Source organism: Stutzerimonas stutzeri, assembly GCF_000590475.1.
Taxonomy (GTDB): Bacteria; Pseudomonadota; Gammaproteobacteria; order Pseudomonadales; family Pseudomonadaceae; genus Stutzerimonas; species Stutzerimonas stutzeri_D.
This window is the reverse complement of the sequence record NZ_CP007441.1, coordinates 2,167,547-2,192,064: the sequence shown is the minus strand read 5'-3', so window position 1 is coordinate 2,192,064 and position 24,518 is coordinate 2,167,547. Positions and strand designations below refer to the sequence as shown.

The following is a 24,518-nucleotide window of genomic DNA, read 5'->3' as shown; positions in this document are numbered from 1 at the left end:
TCAGCAGGCCAAGCCGACCTGTCGTTTACGATGGAATCAATCTAAGCGGCCCCATTTCCCGGATAAACTGGCGCGTCTACCCACCACTGTTTGTAGAATCCAAACAATCCTTGAGATTGGAGCAGAGATGGACCGTTTTGATGCGATGAAGGCATTCATCCGCGTGGTTGAGACCGGCAGCTTCACCAAGGCAGCCGAAACCCTGCACATGAGCAAGACCACAGTGTCGCAGCTGGTGCAGCAGTTGGAGGCCAGGTTGCGCGTCAGGCTGCTCAACCGGACCACCCGCAAGGTCAACGTCACCGCCGACGGCGCTGCCTACTATGAACGCGTAGTCCGCCTGCTTGCTGACATGGATGATGCCGAAACCAGCCTGTCCAGTGCCTCGGCACTCCCTCGGGGTCGGTTGCGCGTGGACGTGCCCAGCCCCTTCGCCCGGATGATTCTGGTACCGGCGCTGCCCGAGTTCCACGCGCGGTACCCTGATATTCAGCTGGACATGGGCGTGAGCGATCGGACGGTCGATTTGATCGGCGAGAACGTGGACTGTGTCGTACGCGGCGGCGAGCTCACCGACCAGTCGCTGATGGCGCGGCACGTCGGCGACCTGCGGCTCGGGGTCTATGCGGCGCCGAGTTACCTGGAGCGCGCCGGCACACCCACTCACCCGCGGGAACTGCAGGACACGCACCACCGTATCGTAGGCTTCCTCTGGGCGCGCACCGGTAAGGTTTTTCCGTATGCCATGCACGGCAACGGAGAGAGCATCAAGGTACTCGGTCGCTATGTACTCTCGGTCGACGACGGCAACGCTTACCTCGCGGCCGGCCTGGCCGGGCTGGGTGTTTTATGGCTGCCCGACTACATGGCCAAGGATCACCTCACACGCGGCGAGTTGATTCCCCTGTTCGAAAGCTGGCAACTCGATTCGATGCCGATGTATATCGCGTTTCCCCCGAACCGGCATGTCAGCGCCAAACTGCGCGTGTTCATCGACTGGATCGCTGAGCTGATGGCGCAGCATGCACCCGTAGCCGGCCGGCACGCTCGATAACCAAGGCGCTCGCGCACGACCACGACTACAGGCAATCACGGCAATAACGTCGCCAAGGCAGACAGCAGCAACAGTACCGCCAGGCTCCGATTAAATACTACCCGCCGTGCCCTGGATCCCAGGAGCGCTGCCGCACCTCGTCCGAGGAGCGCCCAAGCGCCCAGGCAAGGCAGGGAAATGCAGAAGAACACCAGTGATAGCTGCGCAACGTCATGCCAGCGCTCCGCGCCGGGGCGGGCAAATACACTAATGACCGCAATAGCCATCATCCAGGCCTTGGGATTGACCAGCTGCAAGCCTGCCGAGGCCAGGAAGCCGATACGCGACCCCGCCGCCTGGTCCTCTACGCGTTCGGGTTCCGGACTCGTATAGATCTGCCAGGCGAGATAGCTCAGCCAGAGGATACCGAGCCCCTTCATCAGGCTCTGCAGCAGAGTATGCGTCGCCACCGCATCGCCAACGCCGAGGCCAACCGCCAGCACCACCAGGGTGGCACCTGCGCAGCCACCCAGAACGATTGGCAAAGCGCCAAGCACACCGAAGCGCACGCTGTGGCTGAGCACCAGCACATTGGTCGGCCCTGGCGTGATGGATGCCACGAACGCAAACAAGACAAACGGCAGCAGCTCGATCATGGCCGACGCTCCCGACCGCAGCGGCTTCGCAGGGCACAACTGGAAATATCGCTCATCGTGCTGGCTCCTGAGTGGGTACAGGCCACCATTCTGAGAGCCGAGTAATCAGTCGTCTGGAAGATTCGAGCAGCGCGTGCGGTAGTGCGCCGGGGTCAGGCCGTAAGCGCGTCGAAACCATCGGCCAAGGTGGCTCTGGTCGGCAAAGCCGAGGATGGAGGCGACCTCGGCAGGCGCTTGTCCTCGGGCCAGCAGATGTCGCGCCCGTGCCAGGCGCAACTGGATGAGGTAAGCATGCGGTGCGAGCCCGAACGCCGCTTTGAACGCCCGGGACAAGCGAAATCGACTGACGTCCGTCACTGCAGCCAACTCGTCCAGACCGATATCCTGGTCAAAATGCGCATGAAGGTATTCGCGCGCACGAATGGCGACACGCGGCAGGCGTGGATCGTTTTGCCGTGATTGTCGCCAGCGTAAGTGGTCGTCCAGGTTTAGCAGCAGCTCATCAAGTGCCGTCTCGCGCACGATGCGCAGGTCGCGTTGCTCCAGCGCGTGGAACGCGTTCGCGATGGCACTTAGCAGCTGGGGGCGCTCCGTCAGGGTTCTATCGAATCCAGGTACACCACAGGCTAGCGGCGTATCGTCAAGCGTACGCAACTCCCGCGCAAGCCAGGTCGGCTCCAGGTAAAGCATTGAATAGGTGAACCCGCCGTCGACAGGTGCGTCACCGTCGTGGATCTCACCGGGCTCGACAAGAAAGATCTGGCCGGGCGTGCTCTTGTGCAACGCACCCCGGCAACTGAATTGCTGAACACCTTGTTCGGTGAAGCCAATCAAATAGCTGTCATGCCAGTGAGGGTCGAATGCATGGCCCTCGAAGTGCGCACGAATGGTCTCGATACCGGTATCGGCATCCTGGCGAAGGGTGATCCAGCTACGATCATCGGTATGCATCGAGCGCTCGGGGCAGAAGTATTCAGCGTGCGAAGGGTGATCCTAATACGGAGCCAAACGTATGTCTGGAACATTCGTGCAGGCGCTCAGGCAGGGTGCCCTTCACCGTCACTCAGCGCGCTTCGCAGGCATCGTCGAAGCAACTGATGCAGCGGCAACTGCTGCGCGCTGTGGCGGCTGACCAGCACCAGTTCGCGATAGAAGGTGGCACTGCCGAGCGGCAGTATGCGAACCGTCGGTTCACGCTCCAACCAGAGTCCGGCTTTGGGCACTAGCGCCACGCCCAGTCCGCTTTCTACCATCTTGACGATCGCGTCGAGCTCGTCGAGCTCGAGCCCTGGGCGCACCTCCAATCGGTGTTTGCGCAAGAAGTAACTGACCTGGCGACCACCAAACGAACTCCGGTCGTAACGCACCAAGGGGTAATCGGCGAGCAGCTGGAACGGGTCCTCACCTTCGGTTTCCAAAGGCGCGATCAAAACGAACGGCTCCTGCTGGATCAGCTCGGCATGCAGCTCCTTGGGCAACGCAAACGGCGGGCGGATCATCACCGCCAGGTCGATATCGCCCGCATCGACCTGTGACAGCAGGTTCAGCGAAACACCCGGGACGAGTTTGGGCGCTACGCCTGGCGCCTCACGCCGCAAGCGCAACAGAACCGGCGGCAGCAGCCCGGTCTGAACCGTGGCGATCGCGCCGATACGCAGCTCGCCACGATATTCAGTCAGCGACTCGGGCTGGCCCATCTGTGCGAACGTCTCAAGAATCTGCTCGGCCAGCGGCAACGCGCGCAACCCGGCGGCATTGAGGTGCGCTGAACGCCCGGTTCGATCGAACAAACGCAGGCCTAAGCTCTCTTCGAGATTTTTTATCTGGGCGCTCACAGCAGATTGTGTCAAGCCGATCTGGTTGCCTGCCGCCGCGAAGCTGCCGCACCGAGCAATGGCCAGGAAGGTTTTTATCTCTCGAATCATGGGCGTCTTTCTGATCGATTTTTTTGAGGCTCGAATCAAAACATATCCGTTGTTGGCGAGCGCGACAAATCGGCCAGAATGACCATTGTCGTTCTAATCAGAAAAAGGAAGCCCCGATGAGCCTCTCCCCGTTTCACCTTGCGATTCCCGTTTACGACTTGCCAGCGGCCCGCCATTTCTACGGAGAAGTATTCGGCCTTGCCGAAGGACGTTCGTCCGAGCATTGGGTCGACTTCGACTTCTATGGGCATCAACTGGTGATCCATGAACACCCCAAGACCCAGACGCAGGACGCCGCGCACACCAACGCGGTGGACGGTCATGACGTGCCGGTGCCGCACTTCGGCATCGTACTGAGCTGGCCGGAGTGGGAAGCATTGGCCGAGCGCTTGCGCGCTTTGGGCACCCAGTTCGTCATCGAGCCTTATGTGCGCTTCCAGGGCCAGGTCGGCGAGCAGGCCACCATGTTCCTCTTCGATCCCTGCGGCAATGCGCTGGAATTCAAGGCATTCAAGGATATGAGCCAGCTGTTCGCCAAATGACCGCGTTCGCAGTCCGATGCCAGGCCGGGGCGGCGCGCAGTGATAGTCAGGTGACAGCGCCGCGTAGTCCGGTCTATGACATCTGAGCAAGGGTCGATTCGAGTCAGACGACGGATAGCGGCTCGCCTGACAATGATCACCCAGCCTTACGCCCTGCCGAGACGCATCGATGGACTCCCGTAAACCTCTGGATGCGATGGCCGTTGGTCTGATGCTACTGCTCTGCCTGATCTGGAGTGCGCAACAGATCGCATTGAAGGCGACCGCAGCGGATTTCTCTCCTGTGTTGCAGATCGCCCTGCGGTCGGGCATCGGAGCACTGCTGGTCGCGACATTGATGCTCTGGCGTCGCGAACGACTGACCGTCGCGCAGGGCATGTGGAAGCCAGGATGTCTGGCCGGTATCTGCTTTGCTCTGGAGTTCCTGCTGGTAGGCGAAGCCGTTCGGCACACCTCCGCCGGACATGTCGTGGTATTCGTCTACACCGCGCCGGTGTTCGCGGCCCTCGGTCTGCACTGGAAACTGCCAAACGAGCGCCTCGCCCTGCTGCAGTGGGTTGGCGTGGGTCTGGCCTTCGCCGGAATTGCTGTGGCCTTCCTGCGCGGCGCCGGTGCTGACGCCGGGTTAACCAGCGTGCTGTGGGGCGACTTTCTTGCCCTGCTGGCCGGCGCTGCCTGGGGCGCAACCACAGTGCTGATCCGCGCCTCTCGGCTCTCTTCACTGCCGGCAACCCAGACGCTCCTGTATCAGCTGCTGATGGGTTTCGTACTGCTGCTTCCTATCGCCGCTCTGATCGGTCACACCACTTTCAATCCGACTCCACTGGTCTGGCTGAGCCTGGGCTTCCAGTCGCTGATCGTCTCCTTTGCCAGCTTTCTACTTTGGTTTGCCTTGCTGCGCCGCTATCTCGCGTCGCGGCTTGGTGTGTTGTCCTTTCTCACGCCATTGCTAGGCGTTGCGCTCGGTGCATGGCTGCTGGCCGAGCCGGTCGAGCCCAGCTTCATTGCCGGGGCGATTCTGGCGCTGAGCGGCATCGTACTGGTCAGTGGCTATGGCTGGATCGCGTCGGTATGGAGACGGTAGCCCGCGCATGCGGCTAGCCTCGGGCACTCACTTCCGTAGCGCGTAGACATATGCCTCGACTGTCTGGCCGCTGGCGAGCTGCACGGCGGCCGGTGTGCGCATATAGGCGTCACCCTCGAATGCGTCGAGCCTTTCCCAGTGATCAGCTAGCTGATCGGAGCTGAAAACCAGGCCCTCGATGGTGTCGCCCTGCTCCCCCAGGTCGAGCCCGGGGAACCCCATTGCGGCGCCCCAGCCCTCTGCACGCAGCGTGCCCGTCACGCTCGCCGCTTCCCAGGAGCCGGGCACGCCGGCCAGGATGTGTTCGTTCGGCCGTCCGGGTGCCAGCGAGCCGTATACGAAAAGCCGTTCCATCTTCAATCCCCCACACGGTGGCGGGCGCGGCCCAGCCAAGATCATCGTCAACATTGTCTAATCGCCGAGCGATAGGACGCGCTATCACGCACTCGCTGCGGCCTGCCATTCCCGAGGACTGGCACCCGTCTTCCGGCGGAAGGCAAGGGCCAGCGCCGATGGACCTTCGTAGCCGACCTCATCAGGGCCACGTCGTTTTTGTGGTGGGGACCGACTCGGACGGGCTAAACAAAAGCGACGATCTACCGATAACCCGGCATGCCAGGCGAAACGTATCTTTCGGTACGTCTCGCGGCATCAGTCAGCCGGCTCTTCACCCTGCCCCGTTCATCGCGGCGGGTGCCAAGGTCGGTATCGCCCATCTGCAAGCGGAGCCACACCGTGCAACTCATCGATAATCGAGCGCTGATCAACGATGCCCTGAGCCAGTCTGCGGAGCTGACTGGAGGTCGCTTCGATCATCGCTACTGGTTGAGCAAGGTGGCGGACGTAAAGTTGCTGATCATTTCCAAGCCGGAAGTGCTGTTCGACCTGTCGGTCAAGGTCTACATTCCGCTGCCCCCCGGACAGAAAACGCCACTCACATATGGCGACGGTTGGTTCAACTGGCATTTTCTCGGCAGCAAGGGCGCAATGGTAACCATCGCTCGCGAGATCCTGACCGTCGCGATGCGCAGTCGGATGTCCAACTCGTCCGTGCTGCAGGTCTGGCTGGCCCAACTGGTGTCGTTCAAGCACAGCGACCATACCATCGCTGTGCTCGAACCCGAGCCGCACCAGGATCTGGCGGGGCGCTAGACGGGTTCCCCCGAACCGAGCGCTGCTTCCTCGTAGTCCAGTTCACGTAGCAGTGTTTGCAGCATCTGCTCGTCAATGACGTAGCGTTTGCGCATCCGGTAGAGCTCCTTGCGCTGCACCCCGATGGCCTGCATGCGGATATCGCGCTCCAGGGCCATCGTCTCGCGGGCCTGGTTGGTTCGCTCGTGGTGATCCATCAAGGCTTCGATGTCCTTGCGGTAGGACTCGGTCACCCGTGCCGTCACTTCGCTACGAAGCAGCACCTGGTCAGGATCATCGACGGGGTTGGCCTGCTTCCAGTTTTCCAGCCAGCTGACTGCTGCCTGGGCGGCTGTCCGGCGAGCCTTCTTCAGCTCCTCCCGGTGCTCTTCGACGTCGTTGCTAGGCAGCTTCTTTAGAAAAAACGGAATCCCCAGAGCACCCACCAGCAACGACAGGATGATCACCGCCGCGGCGAGGAAGATCATCAGATCGCGGCCCGGGAACGGGGTGTCGCCGATCATCAGCGGAATCGACAGCACGCCGGCAAGGGTGATCGCCCCACGCACACCCGCCACTGCGCTCAGCGCGGAAAACAAGGGAAGCGGCTTGGGCTGCACCGTCTTGCCGAGCAGACGAAGCACACGCGCTTCCCCCCAGTGGTAGGCGAAGACGAACATGAACCGGATCACCAGCAACAGCGCCATGATGGCCAGCGCGCTGAATATCAGCATCGGCATGCGGTAGGTTTCATGTCCAGCGGCCTCCCAAACGCGCTCGACGATGCGTGGGAATTGCAGCCCCAACAGCAGGAAGACCAAGCCGTTAAAGCTGAAATCGAGCATCTCCCAGATGCTGCGGTTGAGAATGCGCGTGCTGGTCTTCACCGGCAGCATGTCGATGCGGCTCTGTATCATCCCCGCCGCCACCGCCGAGAGAATGCCGGACATCCCCGCATGCTCAGCGAGGAAAAACGCGGCAAAGGGCAGCAGCAGGATCATCACCACGTAGGTCGAGGGATCGAACAGGTCACGCGCCGTCATCCACTGCTTGGCCTTACCGACCGCCCAACTCAGGCCGGCACCGATGGCCAGCCCGCCGAGGGCGATGACGAAAAACTCGCCCGTCACACTGACCATCGAGAACGAGCCGGTGATCGCCGCAGCCAGCGCGAACTTGAAGGACACCAGGCCGGTGGCGTCATTCATCATCGCCTCGCCTTCGAGCTGGTGCGCCATATGCCGTGGGAGTCTGCCCTGGGCAATGGCGATCACCGCCAGCGCATCGGTTGGCGACAGAATGGCCGCCAGCGCGAAGCTTGCACCGAGCGGAATAGCGGGCAACAGCCAGTGGATGAAGTAACCGACCACGACCAGGATGATCAGCACGAGCAACAGCGACATGGCAGTCATTTCCGCGCTGTGCTCGGTGAATTCGCGCTTGGGAATTTTCCAGCCGTCGTAGAACAGCAACGGCGGAATGAACAGCAGCATGAAAATTTCAGGTTGTAGCTCGACCCCCATGCCGAACGGCGGAAGCGCCAGCACACTGCCCATGATGATCTGGAGGATCGGCAGTGGTAGAGGTACGACATTGGCCAGAACGCGGCTTGCACCTACCGCAAGCAACAGCAAGAAAATCAGGTAAAGCGTTTCCATGGGGCCGGTGGGCTCTTTGTTAAGGGTAATCGGCGGGGCGCTAGCGGCTGATAACGCATGCGAAAAAGTATAGCCATGTGTTTGGGCATAGCCGCCTCGTTCGTCAGATCCGTTCGAACTAAAGCCAACGAAGCGGCGTTCCAGCGCTTGTAGCATCAGACGTCGCGCCCTAGAGCAACCGTCACTCGCCAATGAGGGATTATTTGCACCGGACCTCACCGTCTGTCGGTGTCCGAGTCGCTGGACATCATGTCCAGCCGGCCCGGCATTTTTCCCATTTATATCGCCTCCGCTGGACGGCCGTCGCGCCGACGTAAACCCATCTACCCTTAGGTTGTGGCGCTAGAGCGGCGCGCCAGGGTGCAGCGACCGATTATCGGGAGTCGAGCCGCGACAGTTGCGCCTGGCACGGCTTTGGCTCTATCCGATACGCCTGGCCGCTGCCGTATCCGTCGCCCGGGCGCACTCGCCTCGTGGCGTCTGCCGCGGGGCACGACAACAACAAGAAGAAGGAAGCCCTCATGAAAGCACCCCGTGCAACCCGCGCACGCCGCGCCGGGTCGTCGCGTCTACTGCTGGCGATACCGGCCTTGCTGGCGCTGGCAATTGCAAAATCTACATTTGCCGCCGGCTGCAGCGAGTTGTCCGCAGCTAGGGTTCCCGCCGCAGTGATTGCTCTGCCTACATCGGGCGCCAGGGTGATATCCGCAACCTCGGTACCAGGCGGCGGTACCGCACCGCAGACATTCGGCCCGTATTGCGACCTGAACGTGGAAATCGCCCCGGTCGACCCGAGCGCGCCAACCATCAAGATGCGCATCGCACTACCCGAACAGTGGAACAGCAAAGCGATGATGTATGGCGGTGGCGGCTACAACGGCACCGTTCCCAACGTTGTCGGCAACGTTCCGGCCGGGCCTGCAAACCAACCGACGCCGCTGGGCCGCGGCTATGCCGTATTCGGCAGCGACTCGGGCCATGTGGCCAACCCGATCAGTCCCGGTGATTTCGCCTGGAACGAAGAAGCGCTGGCCAACTACGCCCATGACGCGCTGAAGAAAACGCGTGATACCGCGATCTACCTGATCGAACAGCGTTACGGCCAGCACCCGGTGCGCAGCTATTTCGCCGGCGGCTCCACTGGCGGTCGGGAGGCTCTCGCGGTGGTGCAGCAATGGCCGAAGGATTTCAACGGGGCAATCGTCCTCTACCCCGCCTACAACGCGGCGGCGCTGGACCTGCAGTTCGGTCGCGTTACCCGCGCGCTGGCTGCCCCCGGCGCGTTTCCCAGCCTGGCAAAGCGCTCCGCATTGCTGGAGTCAGCCATGCAGGCCTGCGACAAACTGGATGGCGCCCTGGACCGGGTGATCAGCAATCAAGCGGCATGCAACGCTCGGTTCGATCCGGCGAAAGCCAAACTGAACGGCCGTCCATTACGCTGCCCTGCTGGCGTCGATACTGGCGATAGCTGCCTGTCCGATGCTCAGATCAACGCCTTGAAAGTCTTCGATACGCCGATCCGCTTCAGCCAACCGTTGGCCAGCGGCGAGCGCGGCTACCCAGGCTTCAATACCTGGGGCACGGATCTGGGCCGCCCCGGTGAGGGCCTGCAACTGGTGGTCAATCGGCTGGGGTTGAATACCTTGCAACCTGATTATCCGATGCCGGTGCACGGCACGGGTTTCGCCGAAGGCGCGCCCTACCATTCAGGCTTCTGGGATGAGTGGGTGCGTTACTTCGTGACCCGCAATCCGGCGTTCAATTCGCTGACGTTGGATCCAGCCAACCTCGGTCCATGGCGGGCGCGGGTCGACGCCCTGTCGCTTCGCCAGGACGTCAACCAGACGGACCTGTCGGACTTCGTCGCCCATGGCGGAAAGATTCTAATGGCTCACGGCACCTCGGATCAGTTGGTCAGCACCCGCGCCACCGCCGAGTACTACCGGCGCGTTCAACGTGACATGGGCGTCGGACAGACCCGACGATTCATGCGCTATTACGAGATCCCCGGCTACGCCCACGCCGCCAGCACGGTATTCAACGCTGCCTGGGATTCGTTGACGGCACTGGAGAACTGGGTCGAACGGGGCATCGCGCCCAAGCGGCAGATCGTCACCGATACCGTCGCCGTGCCTGGCCGTACCCGGCCACTCTGCGAGTATCCCGCCTGGCCGAAGTACAAGAGCCGCGGCGATGTAAACGACGCCTCGAGCTTTGTCTGCGTGAAAAGTCAGAAAGGCCGGCACTGAACCGTCGGATGGGAGTGATCCATCAGCTGCGAGCGTGCCATCCGTGCAGCTTTAGGGATTGTGTCCCATTAAACCTACGCCGTAGTCGAGCCGATGTCGGCGCGACCACGGAAACTCCCGCCCGGCTGACGGCAGCGTCGTCTGGACATCGATGATTCCGCCGTTCTGAACATGCCCAACCCGGCGGACAATCTTAGCTAATAAGAAAAAACATGTGACTGCTGAGTGGGAGCGCGACACCCTTATTGCGTATGTGGTGCAGAACGGTACGCTGAAGAACTTCGGCATGAAGGTGCGCAACGCTACGGTGCGCAGCAACTTTGGCGCCGATCTGAACGAAACCCGCCTGATCCTCAGCTACACCTTGGCGCGCTGGTAACAACAGGGCTGTAGACACCGCACCTCTCCTCATTGATCTTTACCGGGCCGTTGTGGCCCGGTTTTTCATTGGATCAGCCGCGGAGAAAAGCCAGTACGCGCTGGGTGAAATCGTCGTCAGCCTCGACGTTGGACAGGTGCGCCGCCTCGAGCTCCACCAACTCGGCGTCGGCGATACGGTCCTGGATGAAGCGTCCGTGCTCGGGTGTGGTGACAGGATCCTGGCCGCCACAGACGATCAGCGTGGGAAGCTTGATCGCGCCGAGCTGGTCACTATAGTCGGCGTCCCGCACCGCCGCGCAATTGGCCGCGTAGCCGGCCGGCGAGGTGCTGGCGATCATCTGAGTGAGACGATGGGTCTGGACCGGCTCACGCCCGGCGAAGGCCGGCGTGAACCAGCGTGCGATGGAGGCATCACGCATGTCGCGCATGGCCTGCTCACCACCTTTCAGCACGGTGTCGATACGTTCGTTCCATACCTCGTCGGTGCCGATCTTCGCGCCGGTATTGCAGACCACCAGCCGTATCAGCCGCTCGCCCGCGTTGATCCCAAGCCACTGACCGATCAGCCCGCCCATGGACAGACCGCAAAAGGCGAAGCGGTCGATTCCCAGCGCATCTACCAACCCCAGCACGTCACGACCGAGCTGCTCGATGCTGTATGGCCCCGGCGTAACGGTTGAGCCGCCGTGCCCGCGTGTGTCATAGCGCAATACCCGAAAGTGTTCGCTGAAAGCCGGCACCTGCGAGTCCCACATTTCGAGCGTGGTCCCGAGCGAATTAGACAGCACCAGCACCGGCGCGTCGGCTGGGCCATCGAAACGGTAATTCAGTTCGCCATCGGCGAGTTTTACGCTGGGCATAGGAAGCTCTCTTGAATGTTGATCTAACAGTAGCCGCAAACGAGCTAAAGACGATGGGCTGACGACTGCCGTGACAAGTTCACGGTGGGCTGAAGCCCACCCTGCTAGAGCGGCAGTGAGCCGCCACAATGCGTGGAAGCTGCCTAGTTTGACTGGCGGCGTGCCGCTACAGCTCAACTTGGCCAAGCAAAGGGTCAGTGAGTGGGCGCTGGCGTAGGGTGGGCTTCAGCCCACCATCTACGCGCAGCGGGTCAGACGCGCTCGACCGCCAGTGCCAGGCCCTGACCAACACCGACACACATGGTTGCCAGGCCCAGCTTGCCGCCGGTCTTCTCCAACGCATGCACGGTGGTCAGCACCAGGCGCGCACCGCTCATGCCCAGCGGGTGGCCGAGGGCGATCGCACCGCCTTGAGGGTTGACCTTGGGGCTATCGTCTTCCAGACCCAGATCGCGGGTGACGGCCAGCGCCTGGGCGGCGAACGCCTCGTTGAGCTCGATCACATCGAAGTCGCCAACGGCCACATTCAGCCGCTCGCACAACTTTCGTACAGCCGGCACCGGGCCGTAGCCCATGACGCGCGGCGCAACACCAGCGCTGGCCATGCCAAGCACCTTGGCACGTGGCGTGAGGCCGTACTTCTGTACGGCTTCGGCGCTGGCAAGAATCAGCGCAGCCGCGCCGTCGTTGACACCCGAGGCATTGCCCGCGGTGACGGTCCTGTCCGGCCCGTTGACCGGCTTGAGCTTGGCCAGCGCCTCGGCGGTGGTATCGGGACGTGGATGCTCGTCGGTATCGACCACGGTGTCGCCCTTGCGGCCCTTGATCACCACCGGAACGATCTCTTCGGCAAAGAAACCGGCGGCCTGCGCCTTGCCGGTGCGCTGCTGGCTGCGCAAAGCGAAAGCGTCCTGGTCCTCGCGGCTGATCTTATGCTCTTCGGCCACATTGTCGGCGGTCTGCGGCATGGCATCGACGCCGTACATCTCCTTCATCTTCGGATTGATGAAGCGCCAGCCAATGGTGGTGTCCTCGATCTTTTGCGTGCGACCGAATGCCGAATCGGCCTTGCCCATCACGTACGGCGCGCGGGTCATGGATTCGACGCCACCGGCAATCGCCAACTCCATTTCGCCGCAGGCGATGGCACGGAAAGCGCTGCCCACGGCATCCATGCCTGATGCACATAGGCGGTTCAAGGTCACGCCCGGCACGGTTTCCGGCAACCCGGCCAGCAGCGCGGCCATGCGCGCTACGTTGCGGTTGTCCTCGCCGGCCTGGTTGGCGCTGCCCATGAAGACTTCTTCAATGGCCGCCGGATCGAGCCCGGGATTGCGCTCCAGCAGGGCTTTGATCGGCGTGGCGGCCAGGTCGTCGGCACGCACCGCGGCCAGGGAGCCGCCGAAGCGGCCGATGGGCGTACGTACGGCATCACAGATAAAGACGTCGCGTGTCACTCGTCACCTCCAGATTGTCCGTGGGCGGCGGCCGTGCGGGCTTCCAGCGCGCGCAGAGCCTCCAGTTCAGTCTCGGTGGGCGCTGCTGTTTCGCTCAAGGTGTCGGCGAAACGGATGGCCCAGCCAGTGTTCTCGGTCACCTGCGCGCGGGTCACGCCCGGGTGCAGCGAGGTCACCACGAATTCGTTGGACCCGGTTTCCGGCTCCATGATGCACAGGTCGGTAATGATGCCCACCGGCCCATTGCCTGGCAGGCCGAGCTGCTTGCGGTGGTCACCGCCCTCACCAAAGCCGACCGAGGTGATGAACGCCAGCTTGTCGACGAAGGTGCGGTGCGACTGCTTGAGAATAATCAGCACCTGCTTGGCCGACCCGGCAATTTCCGGCGCCCCGCCCGCCCCTGGCAAGCGAACTTTCGGTTGGTGATAGTCGCCGATCACCGTGGTGTTGATGTTGCCGTACTTATCGACTTGCGCAGCACCGAGGAAACCCACGTCGATGCGACCGCCCTGCAGCCAGTAGCGGAAGATCTCGCCAGTCGGCACTACCGTGTCGGCGGTTTCGGCGAGCTCGCCATCGCCAATGGATAAAGGCAGCACTGACGGTTTGGCGCCAATGGGTCCGGATTCGTAAATCAGCACCACATCCGGTGCATGGGTCAGGCGCGCCAGGTTGGCCGCCTTGGACGGCAGGCCGATGCCGACGAAGCAGACGCTGCCATCGCCCAGGCGGCGGGAGGCGGCCACGGTCATCATTTCGTTGGTCGAATAGTCCATCACTTGGCCCCCTGCTGCGCGGCCAGCTTGGCCTGGAATGCTTCAAAGTTCTCGGTGCCGCGAATGAATTCGTCGACCCAGGCGGTGAAGGTGTCGCGGTCCCGGGCGATCGGATCCCACAGCTGATAGAAGCGGTTGTCGCGCTCGTAATAACCATGCGAATAGGACGGATGTGCGCCGCCCGGCACCAGGCAAACGGCGCTCAGGGCCCAGGTCGGCAGCACGCAGGCATTCATCGGTGCCTGCAAATCGTCGACGATTTCTTCGACGGTGACGATGCAACGTTTGGCCGCCAGAGCCGCCTCCTTCTGCACGCCGAGGATCCCTGCAATCAGCACGTTGCCCTTGCGATCGGCCTTCTGTGCGTGAATCACCGTGACATCCGGACGCACGCTGGGCACCGCCGCGAGCTTTTCCCCGGTAAAGGGGCACTCGATGAACTTGATCATCGGGTTGACCTTCGGCAGGTCGGATCCGAGGTAAGCACGCAGCACCGCGAACGGCAGGCCGGAGGCACCGGCAACGTAGGCGTTGGCCAAGTCGGCATGGCTGTGTTCTTCGATCTCCAATGGCTGTGGCCATTGCTTCTCCACCGCGTCGCGCAGACGATGCAGCGAGCCGACACCGGGATTACCGCCCCAGGAGAACACCAGCTTTGTCGCGCATCCGGCGCCGATCAGCAGGTCATAGACGAGGTCGGGCGTCATCCGGACCAGGGTCAGGTCCTTTTTGTTCTGACGGATGATTTCGTGCGCGGCAGCAGTGGGAATCAGATGGGTGAAGCCTTCAAGAGCGACGGTATCACCGTTGCTGACGAAGCGATCGATCGCCTCGTTTAGAGGGAGGAGCTCGGCCATGGTCATGTCTCGTATTGATGTCAATAGCGAACGAATCCGCGTATGAGGCAAACACTAAACATCGAACGGCCATAGAACAATCCGATAATCGAATCATCGTGCGATTATCGAACACAACATCCGAGCTATCCGAACATGCCCTCTCACTACTTGCGACCCGTAGTCAGGGGCTCGCTCAATGAAACAGTCGGGTACTCAATTCCTTGCTCGCTTCCAGCAAGACCGGTAGGAAGCGCGTTTCCAGTTCCTGCTTGGTTACCCGGCTGGCATGAGTGCCGACATTCAGCGCAGCCAGCACCTGGCCGGCGGAATCCTTCAGCGGCACGGCCAGCGAACGCAGACCTACTTCCAGTTCTTGATCGATGATCACCCAACCCTGCTGCCGAATGTCCTCGATGGACGCTCGGATGGCCTCCGGCGTGTGCAGCGTGCGGCTTGTCTTGATCTGCAGATTGGCATGTTCCAGATAATCGTCCAGCGCCGCATCGTCCAGCGCGGCCAGCAATATGCGCCCCATGGAAGTGCAATAAGCCGGCAGCCGGCTGCCCACGCTGAGATCGACAGAGATCAAGCGCTGCGGTGTGGCTGAGCGCGCCACATAAAGCACCTCGTCGCCCTCCAGGGTCGCCATCGAACAGGCTTCGTGGAGTTGATCGCTGAGGCGATCGAGGATCGGCTGTGCCGTGACCGCCAGCGGCGTCGAGGACAGATAAGCATGGCCGAGCGTCAGCACCTTGGGCAATAGCGAATAGGTACGGCCATCTGTGGTGGCGTAGCCGAGCTTGATCAGCGTGTGCAGGCAGCGCCGCACCGCCGCGCGGGGGATCTCGGTGCGATGGCTGATCTGAGCAATGGTCAGATGGCGCTTGCGCTCCTGGAATGCGTGAATCACCGCCAGCCCGCGTGCCAACGAGGTCATGAAGTTCGGGTCGCCGGTCAGCGCTTCGATTCGCTTGGCCGGCGACGCGATGATCGCCGGTGCCATCGGGACGCTACGAGCGCAGGATTCATCATTCATGGGCGGGCAACCTTGTCGGAAAGCAGCGTTCGATTATCGTCCAAGTGATCGATAATCGCAAAACCGCTCTAGATCGGCGCTCCGCCGCAACGAGCCGGCTTACAGCAATTGCCATGTGTGGCTGAAGATCAGACTGCTTTGACGCGCCGCAGGACGAGCCCTGATCGGGGCCTGGCTCGACAGGTGACTATCAAGACCGGCTCATAGCCGAAGCAATGCTTTTCGCCAGCATGTCCTGGTTGAAAGGTTTATCGAGTCTGGGGAGCGCGCCGGCCAGCCCACTCAGGTTGTCGGCATAACCAGTGGCGAGGATTATCGGCAGCGCTGGATACCGCTGCCTGATGACGTCGGCCAATTGTGATCCGGTCATCCGAGGCATGGCCTGATCGGTCAGCACCAGATCGACTTCATGCTGCGTCAACACTTCCAGCGCAAGCTCCGCTGAACTCGCCTCGTAAATATGGCAATCGAGCTCCTCGAGCATCGCGGCGGTAGTCATAAGGACCAGGGGATCGTCATCTACCACCAGAACATTGAGCGCCACAGGGCGCTGCGGCTCAGGCACTTCTAACGATGTTGCTGCAATCGGCACGTTGGCATCTGACGCGAGCGGTAGCCACAACTCAGCGGTGGTGCCGCGGCCCTTTTCGCTCTTGAGCAACAGCCGGCCACCCGATTGTTCGGCCAGGCCATGGACCATCGAGAGGCCCAATCCCGTCCCCTTGCCGACATCCTTGGTGGTGAAAAATGGCTCCATCGCCTGCTCCAGCGTCGCCTCGTCCATGCCTTCGCCTTCGTCCGTCACGGCCAAGCGAAGGTAGTTTCCGGGCGCTAGCGAACCCTCTGCCGAATCGAGTCTATGCTCACGAGCGGAAATGGTGACGGTACCGCCGTCCGGCATCGCATCCCGGGCGTTGACCGCCAGATTGAGCAGCGCCATTTCGAATTGATTGACGTCCGCCAGAACCGGATTGAGCGAGAGAGGGAAACGGGTTTCGATTTGGATACCAGGGCCGAGCGACTGTCGAAGCAAGTCGGCCATGCCCTGCACCAGAGCTGGCACCTCGACCACTTCAAGATGGAGTTCCTGGCGACGCGCGAACGCCAGCATGCGCTGAGACAAAGAGATGCCTCGTTGGGCTCCATGGATAGCGTTTTCGAGCAACGGGACAATTGTCGGATCATCCGGAACCCGCCGACGCACGATTTCCAGTCCGCCAAGGACCGCCATCAGAAGGTTATTGAAGTCGTGGGCGATACCGCCAGTCAGCCGACCGAGCGACTCCATTTTCTGTGCCTGGAACAGCGCCTCGCGCGCCCTCTCCAGCTCGCGCTGGGCTTCGACGCTCTCGGTGATATCGCGGGTAACCTTGGCGAAACCTATCAGGGCGCCGGTGTCGCTGCGGATCGGATCGACCACCACGTTGGCAAAAAAACGTGAGCCGTCCTTGCGCACACGCCAGCCCTTGCTCTCGAACCGCCCCTCCTGCAACGCGGTTGCGAGACCGCGCTGGGGCGCGCCGTTATGTCGGTCCTCCTCGGTGAAGAATACCGAGTAGTGCCGACCGATAATCTCTTCTGGCAGGTAGCCCTTGATACGTTGAGCACCCTGGTTCCAGTTGGTCACCACCCCGCTCGGGTCCAGCATGTAAATGGCGTAATCGGTGACGCTTTGAACCAACAAGCGGAACTGCTGTTCGCTCTGTTTAAGCGACTCTTCCGCCATCTTTCGCTCGGTCAAATCACGGGTGATCTTGGCAAAACCGAGCAAAGTGCCTGTGGACGACAAAATCGGATCGACCACCACATGACACCAGAAACGTGTACCGTCCTTTCGCACACGCCAGCCTTCCCCTTCAAAGCGACCTTCGTCTGTAGCGGTATCCAGCGTGCGCTGGGGCAAACCCGCAGCGCGATCAGTATCGGTATAGAAGCGGGAGAAATGCTGGCCGAGGATTTCAGCTTCTTCATACCCCTTGAAGCGCTTCGCGCCCGCGTTCCAACTGGCAACTTTGCCGTTGGGGTCGAGCATATAGATGGCGTAATCGGTCACTGCGTCGATCAGCAGGCGGTATCGATCTTGCACCTCCATTGGCGCATTCGAAGATGCAACCTTTTGCATGAAAATATCCACAGCCGAGTAATTCAGTCGGGATTATGACCAGCCCGACGGAGAAAAGAAAATTGGAGGTCTGCTACGTCTCAGGCTGGGGTTCGATCAAACGGGCAGCCTGTACCGTTTCGCCTGAATCGATCCGTTGAACGCCAGATCGTTCGTGCTGGCAAGAGTATGGGCGATACGGTCTTCCCCCCACGGCACTAATCCGCTCGAAGCCAGGCAGAAGCGGTACGCGTTGTTCAAGAAACTCCAGCAACAAACGCGCCCGCAACGGCTGATAGCGTCGGAGGGGATAGACCAGAAATGCCTCATGAACTTGCCCCCGCCGCTGGGGGAGCACCCTTCCAGCGCGCCCGACTCGATCAGACCATCCACCAACCACGCCAGTGCAACGCTGCCCCCGGCGTTGAGCAACAGGCTCCACGAATCGCCAACGAGCTATTCACAGTGTAGCGGCCCTGCGGGGTGATGCGCGACGTAGCTCCATTTTCGTGGGTCAGTTCAAGCGTGGGGCCGGCGGCCAGCCAGGCGAACCTGAGATAAGGTAGCCCGTGAAGTTCTTCAGGGCGCTGCACTCTGGGTGCCGCCGGCAGTTCAGGCGCAGCGACCAGGTACCGTGGCGAGGCTGCCGCCCGACGCGCCACCGCATCGAGCGGAGGCGTTCCCGCCCAGTCGCAACACAACGTCAATCGATTCCTCAGTGAGATCGACAAAGCGGTCATTGAAGCTCAACTCGACATCGATTGCCGGATAGCGCCGCATAAACTCCATCATCAGCGCGTTCAATCGCAGTACACCCAGGCTGACCGGCACGTTGACTCGCAGATGGCCTTCCGGCCGTTCGGCCTGCCCGCGCGCCTTTACTACCGCCTCGTTGTACTCGTCGAGTACGCGCCGGGCTCGTTGGTAGAAGCGCTTGCCCGCCTCGGTGGGCAACAGGTGGGCGGTAGTGCGGGTTAGCAAGCGAGCGCCAAGCTGCCGCTCGAGCGCAGCCATCGTCTTGCTGACGGTCGGCCGAGTCGTCCCGAGTTCGCGCGCTGCCGCTGAAAGACACGCAGCCTCAGTGATGCTCGCGCAGAGTGTCGGACGGCGGCTCGCCGGAGGTGAACTTGTACCTTTCGAAGAAGCGCCTCGGATACAGCAAGTCATCCATGGAGATGTCGGTGTTGCGGTCCATTGCCGATGATTGAAGTCGTAGCGATTGTTGGTGAAACCGAATGCCGGCTTCAGCCTATTCAGCGCAGGAGACCTGGATAACCCTGTTCGGCGCGCAAGGCGTCGGCAATGGCCTGAGCCGCAACCGACAGTTCATGGCCAGGCTTGGTCAGAATACCGACCGGCTTTTCGATCACCGGATCGTCCAGGGCCACGCACCGCGCGCCGAGTTCCAGCATCTGCGCGCGACACAGTGCCGGTACGGCGCTGACACCCAGGCCGCTGGCGACCATACGCCCGACCGTAGCCAATTGATGACTCTCGAATTGCACCGGCAGCTGGAGGCCGCGTGGTCGCAAGTGATCTTCGAGCATGACGCGCACGGTGGACGGGCGCTGCAAGGTAATGAAGGGCTGTTCGAGCAAGGCGTCCCAGCTCACTTCGGCCTGGCTCGCCAACGTCGAATCGGCCGGCACCACCGCCACGAAACGGTCTGTATAGAGCGGTGTGAAGGTCAGCGGCGTGCTCGGCTCAGGCTCGAATGCGATGCCCAGCTCCACCTGACGATCACGGACCATTTCCATCACCTGCTCGTTGATCACGTCATGCACGGTAACGCTGATCGAGGGGTATTGGTCGCTGAAGGTGCGCAGCACGGCCGGCAGCAGGTTGCCGGCGAAGGATGGCATCGAGGCCAGCGCCACCCTGCCCTGCTTCAACGTGAAGCGCTGGCGCAACTCGTCCTCGGCGTTATCCCAGTCGGCCAGCAACCGCCGCGCCAGGGGCAACAGCGCCTCGCCTTCGGGCGTAAGGCTGACGGCTCGCGTGGTGCGGCTGAACAGGCGTCCACCCAAACCATCCTCCAGCGCCTTGATGGTAAGGCTCAGGGCCGATTGCGAAAGATGCAGACGCTCGCAGGCCTGGGCGAAGCTAAGGGCGTGGGCCACGGACAGAAACGCTCGGAGTTGCTTAACAGTCATCGAAGTGTCCAGGTCAATTAGGCGTACCAACGGCAAACATTATTCTGTTTTACCAATTAATAACGCTTAAAAATCAACTTAACAAATCACATCTCCGCAGGAACACTCGACGGCAACGACTCTCACGTCCTCCAACAACAAGAAGGAATGGTTTATGGCTGGTTTCGACAAGCGCGTGAATTCCTACGCCGAAGCCCTCGGCGGGCTCCAGGACGGCATGACCGTACTGGCCGGCGGCTTCGGTCTGTGCGGGATTCCTGAAAACCTGATCGCCGAGATCAAGCGCAAGGGCACGCGCGATTTGACCGTGGTATCCAACAACTGTGGCGTCGATGGTTTCGGCCTAGGCGTGCTGCTGGAGGACCGGCAGATCCGCAAGATGATCGCCTCTTATGTCGGCGAGAACGCCTTGTTCGAAAAGCAGCTGCTCAATGGCGAGCTGGAAGTCGAGCTGACGCCTCAGGGCACGCTGGCTGAGAAGATGCGCGCGGGCGGTGCTGGCATTCCGGCCTTCTACACCGCGACCGGTTACGGCACCCCTATCGCCGAAGGCAAAGACGTACGTGAATTCAACGGTCGTCCACACATCCTCGAACACGCCATCACCGGAGACTTCGCCATCGTCAAGGGCTGGAAGGCCGACCGCTATGGCAACGTCATCTACCGCCACACGGCGCAAAACTTCAATCCACTGGCCGCTGCCGCCGCGAAGATCACCGTGGTCGAAGTCGAAGAAATCGTCGAGCCCGGCGAGATCGATCCCACCCAGATCCACACGCCCGGCATCTACGTCGACCGCATCATCTGCGGCACCTTCGAGAAGCGCATCGAAAAGCGCACCGTCCGCGCCTGATCAAAAAAATAAGAGGAACAGACTATGGCACTTTCCCGGGAACAAATGGCCCAGCGCGTCGCCCGCGAATTGCAGGACGGCTACTATGTGAACCTCGGCATCGGTATCCCGACCCTGGTCGCCAACTACGTGCCCGAGGGCATGGAAGTGATGCTGCAGTCAGAAAACGGCCTGCTCGGCATGGGAACCTTCCCAACTGAAGAAGAGCTCGACGCCGACATGATCAACGCCGGCAAGCAGACCGTTACCGCGCGCATCGGCGCCTCCATCTTCAACTCCGCCGAGTCCTTCGCGATGATCCGCGGCGGGCATATCGATCTCACCGTGCTCGGTGCGTTCGAGGTCGACGTACAAGGCAACATCGCCTCCTGGATGATCCCTGGCAAACTGGTCAAGGGCATGGGCGGCGCGATGGATCTTGTCGCTGGCGCCGAGAACATCATCGTGCTGATGACGCACGCTTCGAAGGACGGCGAATCCAAGTTGCTGCCCAAGTGCACCCTGCCGCTGACCGGTGCCGGCTGCATAAAGCGCGTACTGACCGATCTGGCTTACCTGGAGATCGAGAACGGCGCCTTCGTCCTCAAGGAACGCGCGCCGGGCGTAAGCGTCGAGGAAATCATCGCGAAAACCGCCGGTGAACTTGTGGTGCCGGACCATGTACCGGAAATGACCTTCGGCTGATCCAGTGCCGATAAAAGCCTCGCGATGCGCAAATGCACGCGAGGCTCTACAGACCGTGTGAAAACGTAGCGAGCGAAGGTTAGGCAGGCAAAAACAGGCGAGAAAGCGGACTGGGCTCGCACTCGAGTTTACGAGCTGTAAATGAGCATTGCGACTGAGCTCGCATCCGAGCCTGTTTTTAACGCTGCATTACCGAGCGAAGTTGTTTTCACACAGTCTGTTTTCCTGTTTCAGATTGAGGAAACCGCCATGCAAGACGTTGTTATCGTTGCCGCCACCCGTACCGCCATCGGCTCGTTCCAGGGCGCATTGGCCAACATCGCCGCGCCGGATCTGGGCGCAGCCGTGATCAAGCGTCTGCTCGAACAGACCGGACTAAACCCCGCCGACGTCGATGAAGTCATCCTCGGCCAGGTATTGACCGCCGGTGCCGGTCAGAACCCCGCTCGCCAGGCTTCGATCAAAGCCGGCCTGCCTCACGCCGTGCCGTCCTTCACGCTGAACAAGGTGTGCGGTTCCGGCCTCAAGGCGCTGCATCTGGCCACCCAGGCCATCCGTTGCGGCGACGCGGAGGTGATCATCGCCGGTGGCCAGGAAAACATGAGCCTGGCGCCCTACGTCCTGCCTAAAGCTCGGACCGGCTTGCGCATGGGCCATGCCGAGTTGGTCGACTCGATGATCAGCGACGGCCTATGGGATGCCTTCAACGACTTCCACATGGGCATCACCGCGGAAAATCTGGTCGACAAGTACCAGATCAGCCGCGAAGCCCAGGATGCCTTTGCCGCGTCCTCGCAGCAGAAGGCCGTCGCCGCCATCGAGGGTGGTCGCTTCAAGGATGAGATCACCCCGATCAAGATTCCGCAGCGCAAAGGCGAGCCCCTGCGCTTCGACACCGACGAGCAGCCTCGTGCCGGGACCACCGCCGAGTCCCTGGCGAAGCTCAAGCCGGCATTCAAGAAGGATGGCTCGGTCACCGCTGGCAACGCCTCCAGTCTCAACGACGGCGCCGCCGCGGTGCTGCTGATGAGCGCCGACAAGGCCAAGGCGCTCGGCCTGCCGGTGCTGGCACGGATCAAGGCCTACGCCAACGCCGGCGTGGACCCGGCCATCATGGGCATCGCACCGGTATCAGCGACCCGTCGCTGTCTGGACAAGGCCGGCTGGTCGTTGGACGAGCTGGATCTGATCGAAGCAAACGAAGCCTTCGCCGCCCAGGCGCTGTCCGTGGGCCAGGAGCTCGGCTGGGATGCGAGCAAGGTCAACGTCAACGGCGGCGCCATCGCCCTGGGCCACCCGATCGGTGCGTCGGGCTGCCGCGTGCTGGTCACCCTGCTGCACGAAATGATCCGTCGCGATGCGAAAAAAGGTCTCGCCACACTGTGCATCGGTGGTGGTCAAGGCGTTGCGTTGGCACTGGAACGTAACTGAAGCGACGCGGTTTACGTTTAAGCAGGCTTCACCCCGCTGCCCGGTCGTGTAAGCGCCCAGGCAGCGGCAGTTGCAGCGATATTTTTCAAATATTCCCGTCGCGCTGCCGCGTTATTGCTGCAGCCGGCGTACCCAAAAGAAAAACAAACAGGACCCAACAATGCTTCAGAACATCACAGCAATGAGTGTGAAACTGGTTCAGCGCTACCTTCCCTCACCCTTCGTATTCGCCATTCTGCTCAGCCTCATCGTGCTCGCCGCCAGCATGCTGATCACTGGCCAGGGTCTGCCTGCCATGGCGAAGCACTGGGGTACGGGCTTCTGGAACCTGCTGACCTTCGCCATGCAGATGGCATTGATTCTGGTGACCGGCCATGCCCTGGCCAGCGCACCCTTGATTCATCGATTGCTCGCTGGCCTGGCACGAACCGCCAAAACGCCTGGACGCGCCGTGGTGCTGGTGACCCTGGTGGCCCTGGCCGGCTCCTGGATTAACTGGGGCTTCGGCCTGGTGATCGGCGCCGTGTTCGCCCGCGCACTGGCCCGTGAAGTAAAAGGCGTCGACTACCCGTTGCTGGTCGCCGCGGCCTATTCAGGCTTCCTGATCTGGCACGGCGGGTTGTCCGGCTCGATCCCGCTGTCGCTGGCCACTGGCGGCGCGGACCTGGAGCGCATGACCGGCGGCGTGGTCACCGCGGCCATTGGCGTTGGTGACACACTGTTCACCACCATGAACCTGACCATCATCGCGTTGCTAGTGATCGGCCTGCCGATCCTCAACTGGGCGATGCATCCGAAGGATCCCAAGGTCGCCGACCCGGCGCTGCTGACCGACCCGGCACACGAACCGCTGCCACGCGATACCCTGGCGCAGCGCCTGGACGACAGCCGTATCCTCAACCTGATCATCGTCGCCTTGGGCGTGGTGTATTTCGGCTACTACTTCGCCGAGAACGGCTTCGCGCTGACCCTAAACATCGTCATCGGTCTGTTCCTGTTCATCGGGCTAGCACTGCATGGCTCGCCGGAGCGTTACATGCGCGCGGTGCAGGACGGCATCGGCGGCATCAGCGGCATTGTCATCCAGTTTCCCTTCTATGCCGGGATCATGGGCATGATGGTCGGCGCCAACGCTGACGGCCTGTCGCTGGGCAAGCAGATCACCGACACCTTCGTCGCCTGGTCCTCGGCCGACACCTTCCCCGTGCTGGCCTTCCTTAGCGCCGGTTTGGTCAATGTCTTCGTGCCGTCGGGGGGCGGTCAGTGGGCCGTGCAGGGACCGATCATGCTTCCGGCAGGTCAGGCACTCGGTGTGGCACCCGCCGTCACGGCCATGGCAATCGCCTGGGGCGACGCCTGGACCAACATGATTCAGCCGTTCTGGGCACTGCCGATCCTCGGCATCGTTGGCCTGGGTGCACGCGACATCATGGGCTATTGCCTGCTGATGCTGGTGTACTCGGGGCTGGTGATCGGTGGGTGTCTGTATATCTTCGGCTGACGCGAATTAAACGCATAGCGCCGCCAAGGGTGGGCTTTCAGGCCACCAAAGCGATACAGCAACAGCACGCCTGCCGTGTCACTCTCCACTCCACGTAGGGTGGATCACGCTTCACCGATCCACCGAGCGGAGTTACGGTGGATGTAAAGAGCGACATCCACCCTACCG

At 61.6% G+C, this 24,518-nt stretch carries 23 protein-coding genes and 2 pseudogenes; 10 read left to right on the top strand and 15 right to left on the bottom strand.

The genetic code is table 11. The annotated features are described in order from the left end of the window. The first annotated feature begins 127 nt into the window (after positions 1-127). Complete coding sequence (locus tag CH92_RS10240; RefSeq protein ID WP_025241683.1) at positions 128-1,054, top strand: LysR family transcriptional regulator; 927 nt, start codon at positions 128-130, stop codon at positions 1,052-1,054. Between the two features lie 35 nt (positions 1,055-1,089). On the opposite strand, the gene CH92_RS10235 is transcribed toward CH92_RS10240, so the two are convergent. The 3 genes from CH92_RS10235 to CH92_RS10225 all read right to left on the bottom strand — a co-directional run bounded on the left by CH92_RS10235 (position 1,090) and on the right by CH92_RS10225 (position 3,614). Then, positions 1,090-1,689, bottom strand: coding sequence for a LysE family translocator (locus CH92_RS10235; RefSeq protein ID WP_025241682.1), 600 nt, complete (start codon positions 1,687-1,689; stop codon positions 1,090-1,092). A 105-nt stretch (positions 1,690-1,794) separates the two neighbouring features. Further along, on the bottom strand, positions 1,795-2,640 hold the full coding sequence (locus CH92_RS10230; protein ID WP_025241681.1) for an AraC family transcriptional regulator: 846 nt from the start codon (positions 2,638-2,640) through the stop codon (positions 1,795-1,797). A gap of 86 nt (positions 2,641-2,726) precedes the next feature. Then, the gene (locus CH92_RS10225) at positions 2,727-3,614 is read right to left on the bottom strand and encodes a LysR family transcriptional regulator (RefSeq protein WP_025241680.1); all 888 of its coding nucleotides are present in this window, start codon (positions 3,612-3,614) and stop codon (positions 2,727-2,729) included. A 116-nt stretch (positions 3,615-3,730) separates the two neighbouring features. Here CH92_RS10225 and CH92_RS10220 point away from each other — a divergent pair, with 116 nt between their 5' ends. Then, the gene (locus CH92_RS10220) at positions 3,731-4,156 is read left to right on the top strand and encodes a VOC family protein (RefSeq protein ID WP_025241679.1); all 426 of its coding nucleotides are present in this window, start codon (positions 3,731-3,733) and stop codon (positions 4,154-4,156) included. Positions 4,157-4,325: 169 nt separating this feature from the next. Then, on the top strand, positions 4,326-5,240 hold the full coding sequence (locus CH92_RS10215; RefSeq protein WP_025241678.1) for a DMT family transporter: 915 nt from the start codon (positions 4,326-4,328) through the stop codon (positions 5,238-5,240). Between the two features lie 27 nt (positions 5,241-5,267). Here CH92_RS10215 and CH92_RS10210 read toward each other — a convergent pair whose 3' ends face one another. Both CH92_RS10210 and CH92_RS22285 read right to left on the bottom strand, forming a co-directional pair. Further along, complete coding sequence (locus CH92_RS10210) at positions 5,268-5,594, bottom strand: gamma-glutamylcyclotransferase family protein (protein WP_025241677.1); 327 nt, start codon at positions 5,592-5,594, stop codon at positions 5,268-5,270. 84 nt (positions 5,595-5,678) lie between these two features. After that, positions 5,679-5,777 (bottom strand): annotated as a pseudogene (locus CH92_RS22285) (AraC family transcriptional regulator); the annotation flags it as partial. 198 nt (positions 5,778-5,975) lie between these two features. Between CH92_RS22285 and CH92_RS10200 the strand changes: the two are divergent. Beyond that, on the top strand, positions 5,976-6,392 hold the full coding sequence (locus tag CH92_RS10200) for a hypothetical protein (protein WP_025241676.1): 417 nt from the start codon (positions 5,976-5,978) through the stop codon (positions 6,390-6,392). Here the strand turns inward: CH92_RS10200 and CH92_RS10195 are convergent. Next, positions 6,389-8,029, bottom strand: coding sequence for a Na+/H+ antiporter (locus tag CH92_RS10195; protein ID WP_025241675.1), 1,641 nt, complete (start codon positions 8,027-8,029; stop codon positions 6,389-6,391). The two genes, CH92_RS10200 and CH92_RS10195, sit on opposite strands and share 4 nt — an antisense overlap. A gap of 521 nt (positions 8,030-8,550) precedes the next feature. Here CH92_RS10195 and CH92_RS10190 point away from each other — a divergent pair. Both CH92_RS10190 and CH92_RS21625 read left to right on the top strand, forming a co-directional pair. Next, positions 8,551-10,278 carry a tannase/feruloyl esterase family alpha/beta hydrolase gene (locus CH92_RS10190; protein WP_025241674.1) on the top strand — a complete coding sequence of 576 codons (1,728 nt, stop codon included), beginning with the start codon at positions 8,551-8,553 and terminating at the stop codon, positions 10,276-10,278. A 223-nt stretch (positions 10,279-10,501) separates the two neighbouring features. After that, positions 10,502-10,657: pseudogene (locus CH92_RS21625) on the top strand (OprD family outer membrane porin); the annotation flags it as partial. 73 nt (positions 10,658-10,730) lie between these two features. On the opposite strand, the gene pcaD reads toward CH92_RS21625, so the two are convergent. The 9 genes from pcaD to CH92_RS10150 form a co-directional block, all read right to left on the bottom strand. Continuing rightward, positions 10,731-11,519 carry a 3-oxoadipate enol-lactonase gene (gene pcaD, locus CH92_RS10185; RefSeq protein ID WP_025241673.1) on the bottom strand — a complete coding sequence of 263 codons (789 nt, stop codon included), beginning with the start codon at positions 11,517-11,519 and terminating at the stop codon, positions 10,731-10,733. A 251-nt stretch (positions 11,520-11,770) separates the two neighbouring features. After that, positions 11,771-12,976: a 3-oxoadipyl-CoA thiolase gene (pcaF, locus tag CH92_RS10180; protein WP_025241672.1), complete on the bottom strand. Its 1,206-nt coding sequence runs from the start codon at positions 12,974-12,976 to the stop codon at positions 11,771-11,773. Then, positions 12,973-13,755: a CoA-transferase subunit beta gene (locus CH92_RS10175; protein ID WP_025241671.1), complete on the bottom strand. Its 783-nt coding sequence runs from the start codon at positions 13,753-13,755 to the stop codon at positions 12,973-12,975. The genes pcaF and CH92_RS10175 overlap by 4 nt, the downstream gene beginning before the upstream one ends. Further along, entirely contained in the window at positions 13,752-14,609 is an 858-nt protein-coding gene (locus CH92_RS10170) for a CoA transferase subunit A (protein WP_025241670.1), read from the bottom strand. The genes CH92_RS10175 and CH92_RS10170 overlap by 4 nt, the downstream gene beginning before the upstream one ends. Positions 14,610-14,784: 175 nt before the next feature. Then, the gene (locus CH92_RS10165; RefSeq protein ID WP_025241669.1) at positions 14,785-15,627 is read right to left on the bottom strand and encodes an IclR family transcriptional regulator domain-containing protein; all 843 of its coding nucleotides are present in this window, start codon (positions 15,625-15,627) and stop codon (positions 14,785-14,787) included. Positions 15,628-15,817: 190 nt separating this feature from the next. Next, a complete protein-coding gene (locus CH92_RS10160) occupies positions 15,818-17,749 on the bottom strand; it encodes a hybrid sensor histidine kinase/response regulator (RefSeq protein ID WP_025241668.1) in 1,932 nt (643 codons plus the stop codon). A gap of 359 nt (positions 17,750-18,108) precedes the next feature. Continuing rightward, positions 18,109-18,390 carry a hypothetical protein gene (locus CH92_RS22435; RefSeq protein WP_336434113.1) on the bottom strand — a complete coding sequence of 94 codons (282 nt, stop codon included), beginning with the start codon at positions 18,388-18,390 and terminating at the stop codon, positions 18,109-18,111. After that, positions 18,341-18,814 (bottom strand): LysR family transcriptional regulator, encoded by a 474-nt coding sequence (locus CH92_RS22430; RefSeq protein ID WP_336434124.1) that lies wholly within the window; start codon positions 18,812-18,814, stop codon positions 18,341-18,343. Before CH92_RS22430 ends, CH92_RS22435 begins: the two co-directional genes overlap by 50 nt. A 167-nt stretch (positions 18,815-18,981) precedes the next feature. Further along, complete coding sequence (locus tag CH92_RS10150) at positions 18,982-19,881, bottom strand: LysR family transcriptional regulator (protein WP_025241667.1); 900 nt, start codon at positions 19,879-19,881, stop codon at positions 18,982-18,984. Between the two features lie 154 nt (positions 19,882-20,035). Between CH92_RS10150 and CH92_RS10145 the strand changes: the two genes are divergently transcribed. The 4 genes from CH92_RS10145 to CH92_RS10130 all read left to right on the top strand — a co-directional run bounded on the left by CH92_RS10145 (position 20,036) and on the right by CH92_RS10130 (position 24,350). Further along, positions 20,036-20,734 carry a CoA transferase subunit A gene (locus CH92_RS10145; RefSeq protein WP_025241666.1) on the top strand — a complete coding sequence of 233 codons (699 nt, stop codon included), beginning with the start codon at positions 20,036-20,038 and terminating at the stop codon, positions 20,732-20,734. Between the two features lie 24 nt (positions 20,735-20,758). Beyond that, positions 20,759-21,418 carry a CoA transferase subunit B gene (locus tag CH92_RS10140; RefSeq protein ID WP_025241665.1) on the top strand — a complete coding sequence of 220 codons (660 nt, stop codon included), beginning with the start codon at positions 20,759-20,761 and terminating at the stop codon, positions 21,416-21,418. A gap of 249 nt (positions 21,419-21,667) precedes the next feature. Further along, complete coding sequence (locus tag CH92_RS10135; RefSeq protein ID WP_025241664.1) at positions 21,668-22,849, top strand: acetyl-CoA C-acetyltransferase; 1,182 nt, start codon at positions 21,668-21,670, stop codon at positions 22,847-22,849. 160 nt (positions 22,850-23,009) lie between these two features. Further along, positions 23,010-24,350: a short-chain fatty acid transporter gene (locus CH92_RS10130; protein ID WP_025241663.1), complete on the top strand. Its 1,341-nt coding sequence runs from the start codon at positions 23,010-23,012 to the stop codon at positions 24,348-24,350. Positions 24,351-24,518: the final 168 nt, after the last annotated feature.